The sequence below is a fragment of the Paraburkholderia phytofirmans PsJN genome (assembly GCF_000020125.1).
Lineage (GTDB): Bacteria > Pseudomonadota > Gammaproteobacteria > Burkholderiales > Burkholderiaceae > Paraburkholderia > Paraburkholderia phytofirmans.
Map to the genome: position 1 here is coordinate 3,352,968 of NC_010681.1, position 19,672 is coordinate 3,372,639.

The window sequence follows — 19,672 nt, forward strand, 5'->3', positions numbered from 1 at the left end:
TTACTCCGCCCCGTTGGCGGCGTCCGGCGCCGACGGAATCAGGAAATGCTCGCGGTAGTACTTCAGTTCGTCGATCGACTCGTGGATATCGGCCAGCGCCGTGTGCATTGCGCGCTTCTGGAAGCCCTTGTAGATGGCCGGTTGCCAGCGGCGGCACAGTTCCTTCAACGTGCTGACGTCGAGATTGCGGTAGTGGAAGAAGCGCTCCAGATCCGGCATCCAGCGCGCCATGAAGCGGCGGTCCTGGCAGATCGAGTTGCCGCACATCGGCGATTTGCCGGGCGGCACGAAAACGCTCAGGAAATCGCGAATCTGTTCGGCGGCATCGGCCTCGCTGACTGTAGACGCCTTCACGCGGTCGATCAGGCCCGAGCGGCCATGCGTGTTCTGATTCCACTGATCCATTTTGGCGAGCGTCTCGTCGCTCTGATGAATCGCCAGGACCGGACCTTCGACCATTCTGTCGAGCGTCGAATTCGTCACCACCACCGCAATTTCGATGATGCGGTCGGAATCGGGCTCGAGCCCGGTCATTTCCATGTCCAGCCAGACGAGATTCATGTCGCTGCGCACGAGCGACGGCTGTTCGGTGGATGCGAGGATGTCAGTCATGAAGGCAACCCTGAGGGCCGCGCAAACGGCTTGGTGCAAGCCCGCCTGCCACGGCAATTGTTCGTTTGAGATTGGTTTGAGCGTGTTCCCGCCGCGCGGCGGGAAGAAACATATAATTCTCGCATAGATACCACGGAATCCCCGGATGCCTACTCTGTACTTCACCGTTCTGTTCGTCGTCGCCGTCGTGGCGATGGTCGGCACCAAACTGTGGCTCGCGTCGCGGCAAATCCGCTTCGTGGCCGGCCATCGCGAGCAGGTGCCGAGCCAGTTCGCCGGCACCATCGCGCTCACCGCGCACCAGCGCGCCGCCGACTACACCGTCGAGCGCACGCGTCTGACCATGATCGAAATCGTCGTCAGCGCGGCCGTGCTGATCGGCCTCACGCTGCTCGGCGGCGTGCAGGCGCTGGATCTTGGGATATCCGACTGGCTCGGCCGCGGTTACATCGGCCAGATCGCACTGGTCGCCGCGGTGATCGCGATCACCAGCGTGATCGACCTGCCGTTCGATTACTACCGCCAGTTCGTGGTCGAGCAGCGCTTCGGCTTCAACCGCATGAGCAAGGGCATTTTTTTCGTCGACCGGATCAAGGGCGTGTTGCTCGGCGCCGCGTTCGGTCTGCCGCTGCTGTTCGTCGTGCTGTGGCTGATGAACCAGGCCGGCAGTCTGTGGTGGCTGTGGACGTGGATCGTGTGGGTCGCCTTCCAGATGCTTGTGCTGGTGCTGTATCCGTCGTTTATCGCGCCGCTTTTCAACAAGTTCGAGCCGCTCAAGGACGAAGTGCTGAAAAGCCGTATCGAGGCGCTGATGCAGCGCTGCGGTTTCGCTGCCAAAGGCCTTTTCGTGATGGACGGCAGCCGCCGTTCGGCGCACGGCAACGCCTACTTCACCGGCTTCGGCGCGGCCAAGCGGATCGTGTTCTTCGACACGCTGCTCGCGCGTCTGTCGGGCAACGAGATCGAAGCCGTGCTCGCGCATGAACTCGGCCACTTCAAGCGCCGTCACGTGATCAAGCGCATGCTCGTCACCTTCGCGATCAGTCTCGCGATGCTCGCCCTGCTCGGCTGGCTCACGCAGTGCGTGTGGTTCTATGAAGGGCTGGGCGTGCGGCCGTCGCTGATCGGCGGCAATAGCGGCCTCGCGCTGGTGCTGTTCTTCCTTGCGCTGCCGGTGTTCCTGTTCTTCGTGACGCCGCTGGGCAGTCTCAGTTCGCGCAAGCACGAGTTCGAAGCCGACGCGTTCGCAGCGACACAGACCGATGCGCAAGACCTCGTCAACGCGCTCGTCAAGCTGTACGAAGACAACGCGTCGACTCTGACGCCCGACCCGCTCTACACCGCGTTCTACTACTCGCATCCGCCGGCGTCGCAGCGGATCGACCGCCTGCTGCGGCACGCATGAGCGGCCGCTCCCCGAAAGCGCCGCGCGCGCCGTCCAGCACGCGCGTAGGCGGCCTCGTGGTGGCCGCGCATGGCCGCCACTATCTGGTCGCGCCCGATGACGGCGGCGCCATGCTCCAGTGCTTCCCACGCGGCAAGCGCAGCGAGGTGGCCGTCGGCGATCGCGTGGTTTACGAGCTGGCTTCGGCGGATCAAGGCGTGATTGTCGAGATCGGAGAACGGCGCAATCTGCTGTATCGCTCGGATCAGTACAAGTCGAAGCTGTTCGCTGCCAACCTCGATCAGCTGCTGGTCGTGTTGGCCACCGAGCCGCATTTCAGCGAAGATCTGCTCGGGCGCGCGCTCGTCGCGGCAGAGGCGAACGAGTTGAAGCCGCTGATCGTGCTGAACAAGACCGACGTCACCGATGCACTCGAAGGCGCGCGCAAGCGGCTCGAGCCGTATCGCGCGCTGGGTTATACGGTCGTGGAAGTGTCGATCAAGATGCAACCCGAGGCCGCGCGTGCGGCGTTGATCGAACATCTGCAGGGTCATTCGACGCTGCTGCTCGGCCAATCCGGCATGGGCAAATCGACGCTCGTGAATCTGCTGATTCCCGATGCCGAAGTCGCCACGCGCGAGATTTCGACGGCATTGAACAGCGGGCGCCATACGACGACCTTCACGCGTCTCTATCCACTGCCTGATAGCGCGGACGGCGAAGGCGGCGCGTTGATCGACTCGCCGGGCTTCCAGGAATTCGGCCTGCATCATTTGACCGAAGGCCGGCTCGAGCGCGCGTTTCCGGAGTTCCGGCCGCTGCTGCCGAACTGCCGGTTCTACAACTGCCATCATTTGCAGGAACCCGGTTGCGCGATTCTCGAGGCCGTGGCCGATGGACGCATCCGCCGCGAACGGCATGCGCTGTATGCGCAACTCGTGCACGAAGCCAGCCAGATCGTCCGCTGACATGAAACTGATGCGCGCGCCGAATCTCATCATCGGACAGCATTGGGTCAATGTGCTGGCTACCGCGGGCATTGCTTGCGAGTTGCACAACCGTTATCTGAACGGCGCGCTCGGCGATATCCCGGCGGATCAGTGCTCGCCGGAACTTTGGCTCGTCGATGAACGTGATGAGGCGATGGCGCGGAGGTTGATCGACGCAGCCTCGCATGGACCGGCGGCGGGGTCGCCTGGGTGGACGTGCCGTCAGTGTGGCGAGGCGCTCGAGGCGCAGTTTACGCTCTGCTGGCAGTGTGGGACGGCACGCGATCCGCTGGACGGGTGAAGCGGCTCATCGCCGACCGGTGCATTGCGTACGGTGTCGCGGCATGAATGGAAAAGGCTGTGGCGATGCGCTCCATGATGCGATTTCCGGCGCTTAAAAACAAAACCCTACGTTTCTTCGAAGCGTAGGGTTTGGTCGGCAGACTGACACCGGAGCGCGGCGTTGTTTCTCTTCAGCGAATAGAGCGCTAGCCTGATGGCGTCAAGCCAGCCACACCGCAATCGTCAGCATCAGCAACAAAATCATCCACAGTACCACCGCGCGCCACACCAGGCCCACGGCCGATTGCAGCGTGCGCGGGGTGCAGTCGTCGCCGACCTGCATCGGGCCGCCGTCGCCAGTGGCGAGCGCGTCGAGGCTCGACGGTTCAGCCAGCGGCCCGCTCAGACGTGCGCCCAAGGCACCGCTGCCCGCGGCCAGCAACACGCCGTCGTTCGCGTCCGGCCATTGGCGCGCATGGTTGCGCCATGCATAAATCGCGTCTTCAAAATTGCCGACGATCGCAAAGCCCAGCGACGTCAACCGCGCCGGCACCCAGTCGATCACGAAGAAAGCACGCTGCGCAAAGCTCGAAAACGCGACGGTGCGATCGTCGACCGGCCGCGCCCACGTGCGCGCCAGATATTCGGCGATCCGATACAGCACGGCGCCCGCCGGTCCGACCGGAATCAGGAACCAGAAGAACACGCCGAACACGTGCCGATGTGAAGCGACCACCGCGTGAATCAGCGTATGACGCACGATCTCGCTGACGGGCATATCGACCGTATCGAGCCCGGTCCATTCGTTCAGGATCTCACGCGCGCGCGGCACGTCGTCGTTATTCAACGCGAGGTGGATGTCCGTGAAATAGTGGCTGAACTGGCGGAAGCCCAGCGTGAAGTACAGCACCGCGACGTTCCACAGGAACGCCAGCGCAAAGTGAATGTGATACAGCACGTAGTAGACGAGCGCGACGACCAGCGTCCACGGCACCACCACCACGAGCCAGGCAAGCAAGCCGTGCTTCGGCTTGCCGGCATCGAATCCGTGCGCCGCCGACTCCGCATGGTATTGAAGCAACGCGGACACCGGATTGTTCGGCGACAGCGCGCGTACCTGTTCAATGATCAGAGCCAGCAATACGGAGAAAAAAGTCATGCGGTGCGCCGTGCTTTTCGAGTTTTACGATTGTTTTATAACGATAGCACAGGGTCGGATGCCGCTGAGCGCGGACCTCGACAAACACCCGACAACTGCACAGTCCATGCGACTCATGCCGCGAGGAAGCGATAGAAGTTGCGCAGCATGGCGGCCGTCGCGCCCCAGATGAAATAGTGGCTGCCGACTTCGCTGCTGCTCTCGTCAACTTCAGGATCGGCCTCAGCCAATGCTGCACGCGGATACGGCATCGCGAAAAAGCGCCGTTCGCCGCCTTCATAACGGAACACGCGGACTTCGTGGTGCACGGGGTTCATCAGAAAGGCGAGCGGCACTTCGAAGACTTCGGCCACTTCGAACGCGTCCGCCTTCACTGTGAACGGCGGATGCACGAGGCCGATCACCGGCGTCACGCGAAAACCGGTGCCCGTCAGATAGTCGGGCAATGCGCCGAGAATTTCCACACGCGATGGATCGAGACCGACCTCCTCCTCCGCTTCCCGCAGTGCGGTGGCCGTAGCGTCGGCGTCGAAGGGTTCATGACGGCCGCCAGGAAAGCTCACCTGGCCTGCATGATCGTTCAGATGGTCGGCACGCTGAGTCAGCAGCACGGTCAGGCCGTGTTCGCGGACCACCAGCGGCACCAGCACCGCCGCGACTCGCGGATCGGCATGCGTATCGCGCCAGGGCGCATCGACGACGAGCTCAGGGGTCCAGGCAAGGGGTTGCTCGAAGCGTGCGCGCAAGCCGTCGGGCGTGAGACGGTCGCCCGCCACTGGCGGCAGATCGGTGCCTGTTGCTTCGACAGGCAGGGTTTCAGGCTCAAAGACGGGGCGGGTCAACGGGTCTCTCGAAATGAGCGGATAGGGGACATGCCGCTATTTTGACCTGGCAAACAAAAAAGCACCCGCGAGGGGTGCTTTTTCTTACAGCTTTTACGCTTCCGGAGCAGCGCGGTCTTTCTTCGCGACCAGCTTTTCCTTGATCCGGGCCGACTTGCCCGAACGGTCGCGCAGGTAGTACAGCTTCGCACGACGCACATCGCCACGACGCTTCACGACGATGCTTGCCAGCAGCGGCGAGTACGTCTGGAACGTACGCTCGACGCCTTCGCCCGACGAAATCTTGCGGACGATGAACGACGAATTCAGACCACGGTTGCGCTTGGCGATCACGACGCCTTCGTAAGCCTGAACACGCTTACGCGTACCTTCGACCACGTTCACGCTGACGATCACCGTATCGCCGGGGGCGAATTCGGGGATGGTCTTCTCGCCGAGGGCGCGGCCGATTTCTTCCTGCTCGAGTATTGCAATCAGATTCATCACTGACTCCTAGGTCCATCTTGTCGGCGTTCGTACCTGCCTCGTGAAAACACTTGGCTACGGCCCCGATAGAGGATGGGTTCACATCTGGCGCCGTGCACGCATGCGCGGCGCCGCCTAATGTCCGCTCGAAAGACCGAAGCCTTTACGCCTTCGACTCTTCCTTTGCGAGACTCGCAAGCCATGCCTCGTCGGCACGGCTCAACATCTTGTTCCTTCTGGCCTTCACGATCAGATCGGGCCGTTTCTTCAACGTGTTACGCAAGGCTTCACGCCGGCGCCACGCTTCGATCTCCGCATGATGGCCGCCGAGCAGCACATCGGGCACGCGCACGCCGTCGTATTCCTCGGGGCGCGTGTAATGCGGGCAATCCAGCAGCACGTCGACAAAACTATCCTGCACCGCCGACTGCGAGTCGTTCAGCACGCCGGGCAACTGACGCACCACAGCGTCCATCAAGGCCATGGCCGGCAGTTCGCCGCCCGACAGCACGAAGTCGCCCAGGCTGACTTCTTCGTCGACGACACGGTCGAGCAAACGCTGATCAATCGCTTCGTAGCGCCCGCACAACAGGATCAGGCCGGGTTCGGCAGCAAACTGCATGACGCGGTCGTGATTCAACGTGGCACCTTGCGGCGACATCATCACAACACGCGACGCGCCGATGCCCTGCTCCGCCTGCGCCGCTTTCGCCGCGCCGATCGCGTCTTCCAGCGGTTTGGCCAGCATCACCATGCCGGGGCCGCCGCCATATGGGCGATCGTCGATCGTGCGGTAGTTGTCGGTCGTGAAATCGCGCGGATTCCACGTACGCAACGCGTAGCGCTCCTGCTTCGCCGCACGGCTGGTGATACCCCAGTCGGTCAGCGCGCGAAACATGTCAGGAAAGAGCGTAACGACATCGAACTGCATCGCTCTCTCCATTCAGCGAAATTATTTAGTAATCGGCTTCCCAGTCGACAGTGATCTGCTTCGCCGCCTGGTCCACCGTTTTGACAAAGACGCCGACGAACGGGATCAAACGCTCGCCGATGACCGGCTTGCCGCTTTTGTCGGTATCCGGGTATTCGATGCGCAACACCGAGTGCGCACCGTTGTCGATCATGTCTGCAACCTTGCCGAGATTGACCCCGGCAACGTTCACCACATCCAGGCCGAGCAGGTCGACCCAGTAGAATTCGTCGGCTCCGAGAGCCGGAAATTCGCTGCGGCTGATATAGACGCGGGAGCCGCGCAGTGCCAGAGCCACATCGCGGTCAGTGACGCCGCCCAGATGGGCAACCACACTGTCGCTATGCATTTTCGCCTGCAACGACGGCGCCGATTTGCGCTCCTGGCCTTTGATCAGCCACCAGCGCTTCGCGCTCAGCAACGCATCGCCACCGTGGCCGGCATCCGCGTGCGCGGCCACCTTGACCCAGCCTTTGAGGCCGTAAGCGTCGACGATTGCGCCGACCTCAACCGCATCGGCCGGCCAGCTTTCCACCGTTTCCATGCGCATTTCTGCCGCGCCGGAACCGGCGTTAGCAACTTGGGCTTTCGCCTTGCCTTCGGCTTTTTCGACCGGCTTGCGGACGAATGCACCGAACGGCGCCGGACCAGACGTCTTCGCGCGCGGGGTTGCTGCCGCTACTGCCGCCGCTGCCTTTGCGCGACCTGAACTGCCGGAATCACGCTCAGACATAAGAACACCTCGAAGAGAACCTCGCTGCCAGCTTCGACGCCTGCTTCAGCAAAACAACTCGCGCATCGGACTGCTCACGCACACCGCGCGAGCCGCCGGTCGAACCGACGACGATACGCATGCTAGCTACCATTAAGCAGCCGGCTGCGCCTTTGCAGCTTCCTTCACGAGGCGCTCGACGGTCGGCGACAGTTGTGCGCCAACGCCTTGCCAGTACGTCAGGCGGTCCTGAGCGATACGGAGGGACTCACCCTTCGTAGCGACCGGGTTGTAGAAGCCAACGCGCTCGATGAAGCGGCCGTCACGACGGTTACGCGAATCGGTTGCGACGATGTTGTAGAACGGGCGCTTCTTGGAGCCGCCACGAGCCAAGCGGATGATGACCATACTAGAATCCTTGAAAACCGGGGTTCGGAACGACTGAAACACGCGATTATAGCGGGAAACCAACGCCATAACAAACACTTACCCGGATAAACTGAGCGACGGGGTTGCGCCGGCCATACGGGCGGGAGCCCGGAACCGCGTCAAAACGCCCGAATTACCTGACGGAGCGCCCGTGAAACTCCTGCCGCCAACTGTGTTTTTACGCGCTTTCTGTACCGCCGCCACACGGCTCGCCACCTCGACGCGCGATTTGCAAAGCCGGGGCCTTCGCATAGGCACGGCCGTGCTGATCGCCGCAACTGCCCTGCCTGCGCTCGCCGCGCTGCCGGTGGACCGGATCAAAGTGCCGCCGGGCTTCCGTATCGAGGTCTTGTCGAACGCCGTGCCGAGCGCGCGAGCCATGGCGCTCTCGCCGAAAGGCATTCTTTATATAGGCAGCCTCGACGGCCACGTCTACGCGCTCGAATTGCAAAACGGACGCGTAACGGCCCGGCACGTGATCGCTTCCGGCCTTGAAACGCCGGCGGGCGTGGCTTGGCACGATGGCGCACTCTATGTATCCGCAGTGTCGAAAATTGTACGCTTCGACGCGATCGACACTCATCTGAACGATCCGTCCAAACCCGTCGTGGTAATCGACACATTGCCCGCGGAGACGCACCACGGCTGGAAATTCATCGCGTTCGGCCCGGACGGCAAGCTCTACGTGCCGCAAGGCGCGCCCTGCAACGTCTGCCTGAAAGATCGCAACCGCTTCGGGTTGATCGGCCGCATGGACCCGGACGGCAGTCACTACGAGGTCGTGGCGCGCGGCATCCGCAATTCAGTCGGCTTCGCGTGGCATCCCGTGACGCATGACTTGTGGTTCACGGATAACGGCCGCGACCTGCTCGGCGACGACGTGCCGGACGACAAGCTCAACCGCGCGCCGCGCGCCGGAATGGATTTCGGCTTTCCGTACTGCCATGGCGGCGACACACCCGATCCCGAGTTCGGCAAGGACCATCCGTGCAGCGCTTTTACGCCGCCCGCGGTCAAACTCGGCGCGCATGTCGCGGCACTCGGCATGCGCTTTTACGACGGCCCGATGTTTCCGGCCACGTACCGGAACAGTATTTTTATCGCCGAGCACGGCTCGTGGAATCGCAGCAAGAAGGTCGGCTATCGCGTCGTGCATGTGACCACAGACCCGGATGGCAGCAATGCCCGCCAGGAAGTGTTTGCCGAAGGCTGGCTCCAATCCGGCGAAACCGAGTGGGGACGACCGGCCGACGTGCTGCCGCTGCCCGACGGCTCGCTGCTGATCAGCGACGACTACGCCGGCGCTGTCTATCGCGTGACCTATTCGGCGCCGTAGGGCGCCTTTTGGGGCAAGCAGCGTCAAATTCCGTGCGCTTCCAAAGCCTGGCCGGTCAACTGAGCGCCGGCACCCGCGCCGCCGGTCCAGCCAGATCCGGCGCTCCTCGCACCACTCGCCAAGCTGCCATGATCACCCACTGCACCGCCGCCACAACCACCCACCCTTCGCCCCGCGGCTGAGCGCGCCTTCGGTCCTGCCGCGACCACCCATTAAGTGACCGGCGGCCTGTGGCGGGCGTAGAATGCGCGTCGGTCCGCGCGCCGCGCGCTGCTCCTTTCGACCGCCTGTCACTCTGCTCTGGCCTACATGTCCACCCTTGTCTCGACTTCCTCGCGTTTCAGATCCAAGACGATTACCGCCGCACTGGCGTTCTTCTTCGGCAGCCTCGGCGCTCACCGGTTCTATCTGTACGGCATGCGCGACATCTACGGATGGGCACACGTAATCGGCACGCTGATCGGCATTCCGGGCGCCATGCTGCTGATAGCGAGCGAACGGTCTTCGATGCTCGGCTGGGTGCTGGCCTTTCCTGGCGCGGTTTCGCTGCTTGCGGCGTTTCTCGCCGCGATCGTCTACGGGCTGCGTCCGGACGAAAAGTGGGACGCGCAGTTCAACGCTCGGACCCAGCGCAAAAGCCGCTCCGGCTGGACGGTCATTTTCGTCGTGATCTTTTCGCTGCTGATCGGCGCCTTCCTGCTGATGACAGGTCTCGCCATTTCGTTCCAGACGTATTTCGAAAGCCAGGTGCAGGCGGCCAAAGCGCTCTCGCAATGAGCCGCCGCGCGTCGCGCTAGAAAAGATTCAGTTGAGGATCGTCGCGTGCCGGTTTGTCGGCACGCGGCACGTCCACTGGGCGAAAGTGCGACATATCCAGAATCCCGCGGTCGCGCCGATTCAGGCCCAGACGGCGCACCGCCTTGTGGAATCGCTGTTTGAGCAGATCGGCCCACAAACCTTCGCCCTTCATGCGCGTGGAGAACGACGAGTCGTAGTCCTTTCCACCCCGCATGTCCCGCACGCGACTCATCACCCGATCGGCACGATCTGGAAAGTGCGCCGCGAGCCAGTCCTTGAATAGCGGCGCGACTTCCCACGGCAGACGCAGCACGATATAGCTCGCGTTGCTCGCACCGGCCTCCGCGCAGGCTTCCAGCACGCGCTCCATGTCCGGTTCCGTGACGAACGGAATCACCGGCGCGATGCTGACGCCGACCGGGATACCCGCCTCGCTCAGCGTGCGGATGGCGCGCAGCCGCCGTGACGGGGTCGCCGCGCGCGGTTCCAGCGTGCGAGCGATCTCTGCGTCCAGCGTGGTGATGGTGATGGCCGCCATGAATTGCCCGCGCGCCGCCATGGGCGCCAGCAGATCGAGATCGCGTTCGATCAGCGACGACTTGGTGATCGCCGCAAACGGATGCTGACGCTCGCTGAGCACTTCGATCACCCTGCGTGTGAGCCGCAGGTCGCGCTCGACGGGCTGCCAGGCGTCTGTATTGACGCCCAGCGCGATCGGCTCCGGCACGTAGGACTTCTTCGACAATTCCCGCTCGAGCAACTCCGGCGCATTAATCTTGGCGTAGATTCGACTTTCGAAGTCGAGCCCCGGCGACAGCCCCAGATAAGCGTGTGTGGGCCGCGCAAAACAATAAATGCAGCCGTGCTCGCAGCCGCGATACGGGTTCAGCGACACGCTGAACGGAATATCCGGCGACGCGTTGCGCGTAAGAATGGTCTTGGCCCGCTCTTCGAAGACCTGCGTGCGCAAGACCTTGGGCTCGTCACCCTCTTCCGGCGCCGAGAGCCAGCCGTCGTCCACCGCTTCGCGTTGGTCGACTTCGTAGCGGCCTTGCAGATTCGTCACCGCGCCGCGGCCCTTGCGAGGCGCGGGCGGCGCGATCGGAAATTCGTTGACGAAGTGGGAGTCGGAATCGGTCACGGCTGGAACACGTAAAAACAGAAAACGGCGCAAAACACCTGTACAAATATACAGTGTTTACGCCGTTTGTCGAGTCCCGCCGGGCACAGTCGTGCCGTTCAATCCCCTACCGGAATCATCAGCGTTTCCTTGATCTCCTCCATCACGACATAGCTTTTCGACTGCACCGCACCGGGCAACTGCAGCAGGATGTCGCCGAGCAGCTTGCGGTAATCGGCCATTTCGCCGATGCGCGCCTTGATCAGATAGTCGAAATCGCCCGACACCAGGTGACATTCCAGCACCTCGGGGATCTTCTGCACCTCGCGGCGGAACTGGTCGAACATGTTGCCGCTCTTGTGATCCAGCGTGATCTCGACGAACACCAGCAGCGCCGCGCCCAACTCCGCCGGATTCACGCGCGCGTAGTAGCCGGTGATCACGCCGTCGCGCTCCATCCGCTTGACGCGCTCGATGCACGGCGTGACGGACAGTCCGACCTGTTCGGCCAGGTCCTTCATGGCCATGCGGCCGTCTTGTTGCAGCAGCCGCAGGATCTTGCGATCGAGTTTGTCGAGAGCCCGGACCGGTTGGCGCTGTGTACGCATGGTGTTTTTGCTGAAAATCTTGAAAATACAATAACAAAACCTGCCTGACTGTTAATAGTATAGCGGTTAACACTGGACGATCCGCGAAACACCTCGTTAATCGAGCGAATTCCAACGAATCGACAAACGCACCGTCCTCAGACCTCATTTGAATACCTGGAGCATCTATGCGAGTCGTCGTTTTGGGCAGTGGCGTTGTCGGCGTGACCAGCGCGTATTACCTGGCGCGCGCGGGACACGAAGTGACCGTTATCGATCGCGAGGCCGGGCCGGCGCTCGAAACCAGTTTCGCCAACGCCGGCCAGATCTCGCCGGGCTACGCGTCGCCGTGGGCTGCACCGGGCGTGCCGCTGAAGGCGGTCAAGTGGATGTTCCAGAAACACGCGCCGCTGGCGATCCGCCTCGACGGCACTCAATTCCAGTTGCAGTGGATGTGGCAAATGCTGCAGAACTGCACGTCGTCGCGTTATGCGGTGAACAAGGGCCGCATGGTTCGCCTCGCCGAATACAGCCGCGACTGCCTGCAAGCGCTACGCGCCGAAACCGGCATTCAGTATGAAGGCCGCACAGGCGGCACGCTCCAGGTATTCCGCACGCAGCAGCAATTCGATGGCGCCGCGAAAGACATCGCCGTGCTGCAGGAAGCCAACGTGCCGTACGAACTGCTGTCGCCGGCCGAGCTCGCGCGCGCCGAACCGGCGCTCGCCGCCGTGTCGCATAAGCTGACCGGCGGTCTGCGCCTGCCGGGCGACGAAACCGGCGACTGCCAGATGTTCACCACGCGCCTCGCCGCGCTGGCTGAAGAACTGGGCGTCAAGTTCCGCTACAACACGCCGATCGACGCACTCGCGATGGCCGGCGACCGCATCGCCGGCGTGAAGTGCGGCGAAGAACTGGTGCGTGCGGATTCGTTCGTGGTCGCACTGGGTTCGTACTCGACGCAGTTTCTGTCCGGTCTGGTGAAGATTCCGGTCTATCCGCTCAAGGGTTATTCGATCACCGCGCCGATCGTCAACGAAGCATCGGCGCCGGTATCGACCGTGCTCGACGAAACGTACAAGATCGCGATCACGCGTTTCGACGACCGGATTCGCGTGGGCGGCATGGCGGAGATCGTCGGCTTCGACAAATCGTTGCGCCAGGCGCGCCGCGAAACGCTGGAACTGTGCGTGAACGACCTGTTCCCGGGCGGCGGCGATACGTCGAAGGCCACCTTCTGGACCGGTCTGCGCCCGATGACACCGGACGGCACGCCGATCGTCGGCCGCACTCCCGTGCCGAACCTGTTCCTTAACACCGGCCACGGCACGCTGGGCTGGACGATGTCGTGTGGCTCGGGCCAACTGCTCGCCGACGTGATGTCGGGCAAGCAACCGGCCATCAAGGCGGACGATCTGTCGGTGCATCGCTATCTCGGCGAGGTTGGCGGTGCGCATCGCCCGGCTTATGCCTAAGGTTTAACGACTACGCTTCGCGAGAGCGGCAGCGCTGGTTTGTGATCTCACGGACCAGCGTCACAAAAACAAACGGCGTCAACATGGCGCCGTTTGTTTTTTCAAGCAATGCAAAAGCAGAAGCCGAAGCAATCTTAGAACTGATCTTCCGACAAAGCCAGCACACTCTCTCCACCCTTTGCGCTGACAATCGACGCTTCAAGTGCCGATGTCAGCGGCAGCACATGCTCCGCGTAGAACTGCGCGGTCGCGATCTTCGCGCCGTAGAACGACGGATCTTCGTCGCGCTTTTGCGCCGCCACCAGCAACGCACGCGCCATCTGCCAGCCGCCCAGCACAATGCCCGCGAGCTTCAGATACGGCACGCTGCCGGCGAACACCGCGTTCGGATCGCCCTTCGTATTGGCGACGACGAAATCTACCGCCGCGCCCAACGATTGATGACCCTGCGCGAGATACTTCTTCATCGAGTCGAACGCAGGGCCTTGCTGCGCGCCGAGTGCCTCGATCGTTTCCGCCACCCCGGCGAGCAGCGACTTCGCCACCTTGCCGCCGTCGCGCACAGTCTTGCGGCCGATCAGATCGTTGGCCTGAATCGCGGTCGTGCCTTCGTAGATCGGCAGGATGCGTGCGTCACGGTAGTACTGCGCGGCGCCGGTTTCTTCGATGAAGCCCATACCGCCGTGCACCTGCACGCCGAGGCTCGTCACGTCGATCGACAGCTCGGTGCTCCAGCCCTTCACGATCGGCACGAGATACTCGTAGATCGCCTGATGCTCGGCGCGCTTTGCTTCGTCCGGATGACGATGCGCGATGTCGCAATGCGCCGCGGCCACGTAAGCCAGCGCGCGCGATGCTTCGGTGAGGCCGCGCATGGTCGAGAGCATGCGACGCACGTCCGGATGCTGAATGATCGCGACCGACTGTTTCGCGGAGCCATCGACGGGACGGCTTTGCACGCGATCTTTCGCATACGCGACCGCCTTCTGATACGCCCGATCCGAAATGCCGACGCCCTGCATGCCGACAGCAAAACGCGCCGCGTTCATCATGATGAACATGTACTCGAGGCCGCGATTCTCTTCGCCGATCAGATGACCGATCGCGCCGCCGTGGTCGCCGAATTGCAGCACCGCGGTCGGGCTCGCCTTGATGCCGAGCTTGTGTTCGATCGACACGCAATGCACGTCGTTGCGCTCGCCGAGCGAACCGTCTTCGTTGACGAGAAACTTCGGCACGATAAAGAGCGAAATGCCTTTCACGCCTTCCGGTGCATTCGGCGTGCGCGCCAGCACGAGATGCGCGATGTTCTTCGCCATGTCGTGCTCGCCCCACGTGATGAAAATCTTCGTGCCGAACAGCTTGAACGAACCGTCGCCCTGCGGCTCGGCGCGCGTACGCACCAGCGCGAGATCGGAACCGGCCTGCGGCTCGGTCAGGTTCATCGTGCCGGTCCATTCGCCCGAAATCAGTTTGGGCACATAGGTTTGTTTTTGCGCTTCGGTGCCGGCGGTGAGCAGCGCTTCGATCGCGCCGTCGGTCAGCAACGGACACAGCGCGAACGACAGGTTCGACGCGTTGAGCATTTCAACGCACGGCGTCGCGATCAGCTTCGGCAGGCCCTGGCCTTCGTAGTCGACGGGATGTTGCACGCCTTGCCAGCCGCCTTCACCGAACTGGCGAAATGCTTCCCTGAAGCCGGGCGTCGCGGTGACCACGCCGTCTTTCCAACTGCTCGGATTGCGATCGCCTTCGACATTCAGCGGCGCCAGCACGCTACCGCACAGTTTCGCCGATTCTTCGAGCACAGCCTGTGCGGTCTCGAGGTTCGCGTCTTCGAAGCCCGGCAAGGTCGCGATGTCTTCGAGACCCGCCAGTTCTTTCATGACGAACAGCATGTCTTTGATGGGCGCCGTATAGCTCATTTCAGTTCTCCCCCCGCTTCGGATATAAAAAAAGGGCGCTGGACTTGATCGGTCCCGCGCCCTTCCTGTGCTGCCAGACGCCTTTTATGCGGCGCTACGGCGCTTAGCCAAGTTCGCCGACGAGTTCAGGCACGAGCGTAAACAGGTCGCCCACCAGACCGTAATCGGCGACGCTGAAGATCGGCGCTTCTTCGTCTTTATTGATCGCGACGATCACCTTGCTGTCTTTCATGCCGGCCAGATGTTGAATCGCACCCGAGATGCCGACTGCGATGTACAGCTGCGGTGCGACGATCTTGCCGGTCTGGCCCACTTGATAGTCGTTCGGTACGAAGCCTGCGTCGACTGCGGCACGCGAAGCGCCCAACGCGGCGTTCAGTTTGTCTGCCAGCGGTTCGAGTACCTTGGTGTAGTTCTCGCCGTTGCCCAGACCGCGGCCACCCGAGACGATCACCTTCGCTGAGGTCAGTTCCGGACGGTCCAGCTTCGTCACTTCACGGCTCACGAATGACGAGATGCCGCTGTCCGCTGCCGCTTCGATTTTCTCGACCGATGCGCTGCCGCCTTCGGCTGCGACTGCATCGAAACCGGTTGTGCGGACCGTGATGACCTTGATCGGATCAGCCGACTGCACCGTTGCGATTGCGTTGCCGGCGTAGATCGGACGTTCAAAGGTATCAGCCGAATCCACCGCGGTGATGTCGCTGATCTGCGCGACGTCGAGCTTTGCGGCGATACGCGGCGTGATGTTCTTGCCGTACGCGGTCGCCGGCGCGAGGATATGCGTGTAATCCTTCGCGATATTCAGCACCGTTGCTTCGACGTTTTCCGCAAGGCCCGCTTCGAGTTGCGGCGCGTCGGCCAGCAGCACTTTGCTAACGCCTGCAATCTTCGCTGCAGCATCCGCCGCGGCTTGCGCGTTGTGGCCTGCCACCAGCACGTGAATATCGCCGCCAATCTTCTGCGCGGCGGCGATCGTGTTCAGCGTCGCGGCCTTGATCGATGCGTTGTCGTGTTCTGCTATTACCAGATTCGTCATTTGCTCTGTCTCCCTCACAGCACCTTGGCTTCGGTCTTCAGCTTCTCGACCAACGTCTTCACATCCGGCACCTTCACACCGGCGGAGCGCTTGGGCGGCTCGACGACCTTCAGTGTCTTCAGGCGCGGCGTGACATCGACGCCCAGATCTTCAGGCTTGAGGACTTCCAGCGGCTTCTTCTTCGCCTTCATGATGTTCGGCAGCGTGACGTAGCGCGGCTCATTCAGGCGCAGGTCGGTCGTGACGACAGCGGGCAGCTTTAGAGACAGCGTTTCAGCGCCACCGTCCACTTCACGCGATACGGTTGCCTTGCCGTCAGCGACGACAACTTTCGATGCGAACGTCGCTTGCGGCAGACCAGCCAGCGCAGCGAGCATCTGACCAGTCTGATTCGAATCGTCGTCGATAGCCTGCTTGCCGAGAATGACCAGCGAAGGCTGTTCCTTGTCGACCAGTGCCTTCAGCAGCTTGGCCACGGCCAGCGGCTGCAGTTCCTGCGAAGACTCGATCAGGATCGCGCGATCAGCACCGATGGCCAGTGCCGTACGCAGCGTTTCCTGCGACTGCGTGACACCCGCCGACACGGCGATCACTTCCGTCGCCACGCCTGCTTCTTTCAGACGCACGGCCTCTTCAACCGCGATTTCATCGAACGGATTCATCGACATTTTCACGTTCGCGATGTCGACGCCCGTGCCGTCCGACTTGACTCGAACTTTCACGTTGTAATCGACCACTCTCTTGACTGGCACCAGGATTTTCATGCACACGCTCCAAAGTTACGAATACGTCAACCCAACGAACATTATAACGACTGCCCTCACGGCAGCCCGGTCGCGGGTGCTTTAGCAGGAGGATATCGCTCCTCAGCGGCGTGACGGCAATAACGAACGATCGTTCTATTTTAAACTCGAAAAAACCCGGGCGACAACCCCGGGTTAAGACTTACGACTCTAAACTTTCCATTGCCGTCGTATCTTGCTTGCTTTGTAGGCAACCCGCTTACCACGCGGTGATGACCGACCCGCCGAATTTGCTTTCCACGAACTGCTTCACTTCCGGCGAATGATACGCCGCGACCAGCTTGGCAACCCACGGCTTATTTTTGTCTGCCTCGCGGATGGCGATGACGTTCACGTAAGGACCTTTCGGGTCTTCGATCGCGATAGCGTCCTGCTTGGGCTTCAGACCTGCTTCCATCGCGAAGTTCGTGTTGATCGCGGCCGCGTCCACGTCGTTCAGCGAGCGCGGAATCTGCGCAGCGTCGAGCTCGACGATCTTCAGCTTCTTCGGATTGTCGACGATATCGAGCGGCGTCGCCTTCAGGCCCGCGTCGGCACGCAGTTTCAGCAGACCCTGCTTTTGCAGCAACAGCAGCGCGCGGCCGCCGTTGGTCGGATCGTTCGGCACCGCGATCTTCGCGCCCGGTTGCAGTTCGGCGAGCGTCTTCACTTTCTTCGAATAGATGCCCATCGGGTACGTGACCGTATCCGCGATACGGATCAGCTTGTAGCCGCGGTCCTTCACCTGCGCTTGCAGATACGGGTCGTGCTGGTAGCTGTTCGCGTCCAGATCGCCGCCGGCGAGCGCGGCGTTCGGTTGCACGTAGTCGGAGAATTCGACGATCTTGATGTTCAGACCGTTCCTGGCCGCGACCGTCTTCACGACCTCCATGATCTGCGCGTGCGGACCGCCGGTGACGCCGACCTTGATCGTGTCTTCAGCGTAAGCCGCGTTGGCGGCGATGAGCGATGCGGCGCCGAGCGCGGCAGCCAGCTTGAGAATGAAACGACGTTGCATGATGGACCTTTCCAACCTATCGACTTTGTTGTTTTACTTATGGCTCAAACGACGCACGAGCCAATCCCCGAACGACTGCACCAACTGTACGAAGACGATCAGAATCACCACGACCGTCAACATCACTTCCGGCAGGAACCGCTGATACCCATAGCGAATGCCGAGATCGCCGAGCCCGCCGCCACCGATCGCGCCGGCCATCGCCGAATAGCCGACCAGCGAGACGAAGGTGATCGTCAAGCCGGCGACCACGCCCGGCAGCGACTCCGGCAATAACACCTTGAAGACAATCTGGCTGGTGGTCGCGCCCATCGCCTGGGCCGCTTCGATCAGACCGCGATCCACTTCGCGCAGCGCCGTCTCGACCAGACGCGCGATGAACGGCGCGGCAGCGATAGTCAACGGCACGACGGCAGCCGCCGTGCCGATCGAGGAACCGACCACCAGACGTGTGAACGGAATCACGGCGACGAGCAGAATGATGAACGGCGTCGAACGCACGGCATTGACAATCACGCCCATCGCGCGATTGACGGCGATGTTCTGCAGCACGCCCTGGCGATCCGTGAGATACAGCACCACGCCGAGCGGCAAGCCGACCAAAGCGCCGACCAGTCCGGAAATGCCCACCATGACGAGCGTTTCCCAGAACGACTGGACGAACATATCGAACATTTCACTCAACATACGAGAGCTCCTCCACCACCACACCCTGTTCACGCAGATACGTCAGCGCCTGCGCCACCTTCGCCGGTTCGCCGCCCGCGAGCACCGCGAGCGAGCCGAACGCCTGCCCCTGGATCTCGTCGATCTGGCCGTGCAGGATGTTGAAGTCGAGTTCGTAGCGGCGAATCGTTTCGGAAAGAATCGGTTGATCGACGCCTGAGCCGGTGAAGGCGAGACGCAGCAAGTGGCCGCTGCCGGTCTTCAGCCGCTCGGCGACGCGCGCCTTCATGGCTGGCGGCAATTCCTGCGCGATCACGTCGCCGATCAAAGCGCGCGTGACTTCGTGATGCGGTTGCAGGAACACGTCGATGACCTTGCCTTCTTCGACCACACGGCCCGCGTCCAGCACGGCGACGCGATCGCAGACCTGCTTGATCACGTCCATCTGGTGCGTGATCAGCACGATGGTCAGGTTCAGTTCGCGATTGATGCGCTTGAGCAAGTCGAGAATCGCGCGCGTGGTTTCGGGATCGAGCGCGGAAGTCGCTTCGTCGGAGAGCAGCACTTTCGGCTTGCTGGCCAGAGCGCGCGCGATGCCGACGCGCTGCTTCTGTCCGCCGCTGATCTGCGCCGGATACCGATCTTTCTGCGCTGAAAGACCGACCAGTTCGAGCAGCGGCAGCACGTTCGCTTCGATTTCGTCGCGCTTCATGCCGGCGAGTTCGAGCGGCAGCGCGACATTCTCGTACACCGTGCGCGAGGACAGCAAATTGAAGTGCTGGAAGATCATGCCGATCTCGCGGCGCGCTTCGCGCAATTGCGCGGCGGGCAGCGTCGTCAGATCGCGGCCGTTGACGACGATATTGCCTTCGCTCGGGCGCGTCAGCAGGTTGAGGGTGCGCACGAGCGTACTCTTGCCCGCTCCGCTGCGGCCGATGATGCCGAACACCTCGCCCGCCGGAATCGACAGATTGACGTTGTGCAGCGCCTCGACCCAGCCCCGGGGCCCGGCGAACCGCTGGGAGATATTGCGTATTTCGATCATGGAAAAACGAAACGGCGGAGTCTGTCGGCGAGCGTTG

At 62.1% G+C, this 19,672-nt stretch carries 21 protein-coding genes; 6 read left to right on the forward strand and 15 right to left on the reverse strand.

Annotated features, from left to right (window positions below):
• Complete coding sequence (gene orn, locus BPHYT_RS14720; protein WP_012433942.1) at positions 1-612, reverse strand: oligoribonuclease; 612 nt, start codon at positions 610-612, stop codon at positions 1-3.
• A gap of 145 nt (positions 613-757) precedes the next feature.
• On the opposite strand from orn, the gene BPHYT_RS14725 reads away from it, so the two are divergent.
• Genes BPHYT_RS14725 through BPHYT_RS14735 form a run of 3 tightly spaced genes read left to right on the forward strand, consistent with a single transcriptional unit; the run spans position 758 to position 3,286 of the window.
• Positions 758-2,017, forward strand: a complete 1,260-nt coding sequence (locus BPHYT_RS14725) for a M48 family metallopeptidase (RefSeq protein ID WP_012433943.1) — start codon at positions 758-760, stop codon at positions 2,015-2,017.
• The gene (rsgA, locus tag BPHYT_RS14730; protein ID WP_012433944.1) at positions 2,014-2,964 is read left to right on the forward strand and encodes a ribosome small subunit-dependent GTPase A; all 951 of its coding nucleotides are present in this window, start codon (positions 2,014-2,016) and stop codon (positions 2,962-2,964) included. Before BPHYT_RS14725 ends, rsgA begins: the two co-directional genes overlap by 4 nt.
• 1 nt (position 2,965) lies before the next feature.
• Positions 2,966-3,286 (forward strand): putative signal transducing protein, encoded by a 321-nt coding sequence (locus BPHYT_RS14735; protein WP_012433945.1) that lies wholly within the window; start codon positions 2,966-2,968, stop codon positions 3,284-3,286.
• A gap of 201 nt (positions 3,287-3,487) precedes the next feature.
• Here the strand turns inward: BPHYT_RS14735 and BPHYT_RS14740 are convergent, their stop codons facing one another.
• The 6 genes from BPHYT_RS14740 to rpsP form a co-directional block, all read right to left on the reverse strand.
• Entirely contained in the window at positions 3,488-4,426 is a 939-nt protein-coding gene (locus tag BPHYT_RS14740; RefSeq protein WP_012433946.1) for a CobD/CbiB family protein, read from the reverse strand.
• A 113-nt stretch (positions 4,427-4,539) separates the two neighbouring features.
• Complete coding sequence (locus BPHYT_RS14745; RefSeq protein ID WP_012433947.1) at positions 4,540-5,268, reverse strand: CoA pyrophosphatase; 729 nt, start codon at positions 5,266-5,268, stop codon at positions 4,540-4,542.
• A gap of 93 nt (positions 5,269-5,361) precedes the next feature.
• Positions 5,362-5,751, reverse strand: coding sequence for a 50S ribosomal protein L19 (rplS, locus tag BPHYT_RS14750; RefSeq protein ID WP_012433948.1), 390 nt, complete (start codon positions 5,749-5,751; stop codon positions 5,362-5,364).
• Between the two features lie 145 nt (positions 5,752-5,896).
• Positions 5,897-6,664, reverse strand: a complete 768-nt coding sequence (trmD, locus tag BPHYT_RS14755; RefSeq protein WP_012433949.1) for a tRNA (guanosine(37)-N1)-methyltransferase TrmD — start codon at positions 6,662-6,664, stop codon at positions 5,897-5,899.
• 25 nt (positions 6,665-6,689) lie between these two features.
• Positions 6,690-7,436, reverse strand: a complete 747-nt coding sequence (gene rimM, locus BPHYT_RS14760) for a ribosome maturation factor RimM (protein WP_012433950.1) — start codon at positions 7,434-7,436, stop codon at positions 6,690-6,692.
• A gap of 132 nt (positions 7,437-7,568) precedes the next feature.
• Complete coding sequence (rpsP, locus tag BPHYT_RS14765) at positions 7,569-7,823, reverse strand: 30S ribosomal protein S16 (RefSeq protein WP_007180912.1); 255 nt, start codon at positions 7,821-7,823, stop codon at positions 7,569-7,571.
• Positions 7,824-7,995: 172 nt separating this feature from the next.
• Between rpsP and BPHYT_RS14770 the strand changes: the two genes are divergently transcribed.
• Together BPHYT_RS14770 and BPHYT_RS14775 are read left to right on the forward strand one after the other, a co-directional pair.
• Positions 7,996-9,180, forward strand: coding sequence for a PQQ-dependent sugar dehydrogenase (locus BPHYT_RS14770; RefSeq protein WP_012433951.1), 1,185 nt, complete (start codon positions 7,996-7,998; stop codon positions 9,178-9,180).
• Between the two features lie 309 nt (positions 9,181-9,489).
• Positions 9,490-9,957: an NINE protein gene (locus BPHYT_RS14775; RefSeq protein WP_012433952.1), complete on the forward strand. Its 468-nt coding sequence runs from the start codon at positions 9,490-9,492 to the stop codon at positions 9,955-9,957.
• A gap of 16 nt (positions 9,958-9,973) precedes the next feature.
• Here BPHYT_RS14775 and BPHYT_RS14780 read toward each other — a convergent pair whose 3' ends face one another.
• Positions 9,974-11,119 (reverse strand): PA0069 family radical SAM protein, encoded by a 1,146-nt coding sequence (locus BPHYT_RS14780; RefSeq protein ID WP_012433953.1) that lies wholly within the window; start codon positions 11,117-11,119, stop codon positions 9,974-9,976.
• Positions 11,120-11,217: 98 nt separating this feature from the next.
• Positions 11,218-11,706 carry an Lrp/AsnC ligand binding domain-containing protein gene (locus BPHYT_RS14785; RefSeq protein WP_012433954.1) on the reverse strand — a complete coding sequence of 163 codons (489 nt, stop codon included), beginning with the start codon at positions 11,704-11,706 and terminating at the stop codon, positions 11,218-11,220.
• Positions 11,707-11,873: 167 nt separating this feature from the next.
• Between BPHYT_RS14785 and BPHYT_RS14790 the strand changes: the two genes are divergently transcribed.
• Positions 11,874-13,160: a D-amino acid dehydrogenase gene (locus BPHYT_RS14790; protein WP_012433955.1), complete on the forward strand. Its 1,287-nt coding sequence runs from the start codon at positions 11,874-11,876 to the stop codon at positions 13,158-13,160.
• Between the two features lie 134 nt (positions 13,161-13,294).
• Here BPHYT_RS14790 and BPHYT_RS14795 read toward each other — a convergent pair whose 3' ends face one another.
• The 6 genes from BPHYT_RS14795 to BPHYT_RS14820 all read right to left on the reverse strand — a co-directional run bounded on the left by BPHYT_RS14795 (position 13,295) and on the right by BPHYT_RS14820 (position 19,635).
• Positions 13,295-15,085 (reverse strand): acyl-CoA dehydrogenase, encoded by a 1,791-nt coding sequence (locus BPHYT_RS14795; protein WP_012433956.1) that lies wholly within the window; start codon positions 15,083-15,085, stop codon positions 13,295-13,297.
• A gap of 103 nt (positions 15,086-15,188) precedes the next feature.
• Complete coding sequence (locus BPHYT_RS14800) at positions 15,189-16,124, reverse strand: electron transfer flavoprotein subunit alpha/FixB family protein (protein ID WP_012433957.1); 936 nt, start codon at positions 16,122-16,124, stop codon at positions 15,189-15,191.
• Between the two features lie 14 nt (positions 16,125-16,138).
• Positions 16,139-16,888 carry an electron transfer flavoprotein subunit beta/FixA family protein gene (locus tag BPHYT_RS14805; RefSeq protein ID WP_012433958.1) on the reverse strand — a complete coding sequence of 250 codons (750 nt, stop codon included), beginning with the start codon at positions 16,886-16,888 and terminating at the stop codon, positions 16,139-16,141.
• Positions 16,889-17,126: 238 nt separating this feature from the next.
• Positions 17,127-17,924, reverse strand: coding sequence for a MetQ/NlpA family ABC transporter substrate-binding protein (locus BPHYT_RS14810; RefSeq protein ID WP_012433959.1), 798 nt, complete (start codon positions 17,922-17,924; stop codon positions 17,127-17,129).
• 33 nt (positions 17,925-17,957) lie between these two features.
• Positions 17,958-18,611 (reverse strand): methionine ABC transporter permease, encoded by a 654-nt coding sequence (locus BPHYT_RS14815; protein ID WP_012433960.1) that lies wholly within the window; start codon positions 18,609-18,611, stop codon positions 17,958-17,960.
• Positions 18,601-19,635: a methionine ABC transporter ATP-binding protein gene (locus BPHYT_RS14820; protein ID WP_012433961.1), complete on the reverse strand. Its 1,035-nt coding sequence runs from the start codon at positions 19,633-19,635 to the stop codon at positions 18,601-18,603. The genes BPHYT_RS14815 and BPHYT_RS14820 overlap by 11 nt, the downstream gene beginning before the upstream one ends.
• Positions 19,636-19,672: the final 37 nt, after the last annotated feature.

Bases quoted from the DNA above. Each gene is read 5' to 3' on its own strand.
- orn (WP_012433942.1), bottom strand. From the start codon at position 612: ATGACTGACATCCTCGCATCCACCGAACAGCCGTCGCTCGTGCGCAGC.
- rimM (WP_012433950.1), bottom strand. From the start codon at position 7,436: ATGTCTGAGCGTGATTCCGGCAGTTCAGGTCGCGCAAAGGCAGCGGCG.
- BPHYT_RS14815 (WP_012433960.1), bottom strand. From the start codon at position 18,611: ATGTTGAGTGAAATGTTCGATATGTTCGTCCAGTCGTTCTGGGAAACG.
- BPHYT_RS14790 (WP_012433955.1), top strand. From the start codon at position 11,874: ATGCGAGTCGTCGTTTTGGGCAGTGGCGTTGTCGGCGTGACCAGCGCG.
- trmD (WP_012433949.1), bottom strand. From the start codon at position 6,664: ATGCAGTTCGATGTCGTTACGCTCTTTCCTGACATGTTTCGCGCGCTG.
- BPHYT_RS14800 (WP_012433957.1), bottom strand. From the start codon at position 16,124: ATGACGAATCTGGTAATAGCAGAACACGACAACGCATCGATCAAGGCC.
- rplS (WP_012433948.1), bottom strand. From the start codon at position 5,751: ATGAATCTGATTGCAATACTCGAGCAGGAAGAAATCGGCCGCGCCCTC.
- rpsP (WP_007180912.1), bottom strand. From the start codon at position 7,823: ATGGTCATCATCCGCTTGGCTCGTGGCGGCTCCAAGAAGCGCCCGTTC.
- BPHYT_RS14735 (WP_012433945.1), top strand. From the start codon at position 2,966: ATGAAACTGATGCGCGCGCCGAATCTCATCATCGGACAGCATTGGGTC.
- BPHYT_RS14810 (WP_012433959.1), bottom strand. From the start codon at position 17,924: ATGCAACGTCGTTTCATTCTCAAGCTGGCTGCCGCGCTCGGCGCCGCA.
- BPHYT_RS14775 (WP_012433952.1), top strand. From the start codon at position 9,490: ATGTCCACCCTTGTCTCGACTTCCTCGCGTTTCAGATCCAAGACGATT.
- BPHYT_RS14740 (WP_012433946.1), bottom strand. From the start codon at position 4,426: ATGACTTTTTTCTCCGTATTGCTGGCTCTGATCATTGAACAGGTACGC.
- BPHYT_RS14795 (WP_012433956.1), bottom strand. From the start codon at position 15,085: ATGAGCTATACGGCGCCCATCAAAGACATGCTGTTCGTCATGAAAGAA.
- BPHYT_RS14725 (WP_012433943.1), top strand. From the start codon at position 758: ATGCCTACTCTGTACTTCACCGTTCTGTTCGTCGTCGCCGTCGTGGCG.
- BPHYT_RS14820 (WP_012433961.1), bottom strand. From the start codon at position 19,635: ATGATCGAAATACGCAATATCTCCCAGCGGTTCGCCGGGCCCCGGGGC.
- rsgA (WP_012433944.1), top strand. From the start codon at position 2,014: ATGAGCGGCCGCTCCCCGAAAGCGCCGCGCGCGCCGTCCAGCACGCGC.
- BPHYT_RS14785 (WP_012433954.1), bottom strand. From the start codon at position 11,706: ATGCGTACACAGCGCCAACCGGTCCGGGCTCTCGACAAACTCGATCGC.
- BPHYT_RS14805 (WP_012433958.1), bottom strand. From the start codon at position 16,888: ATGAAAATCCTGGTGCCAGTCAAGAGAGTGGTCGATTACAACGTGAAA.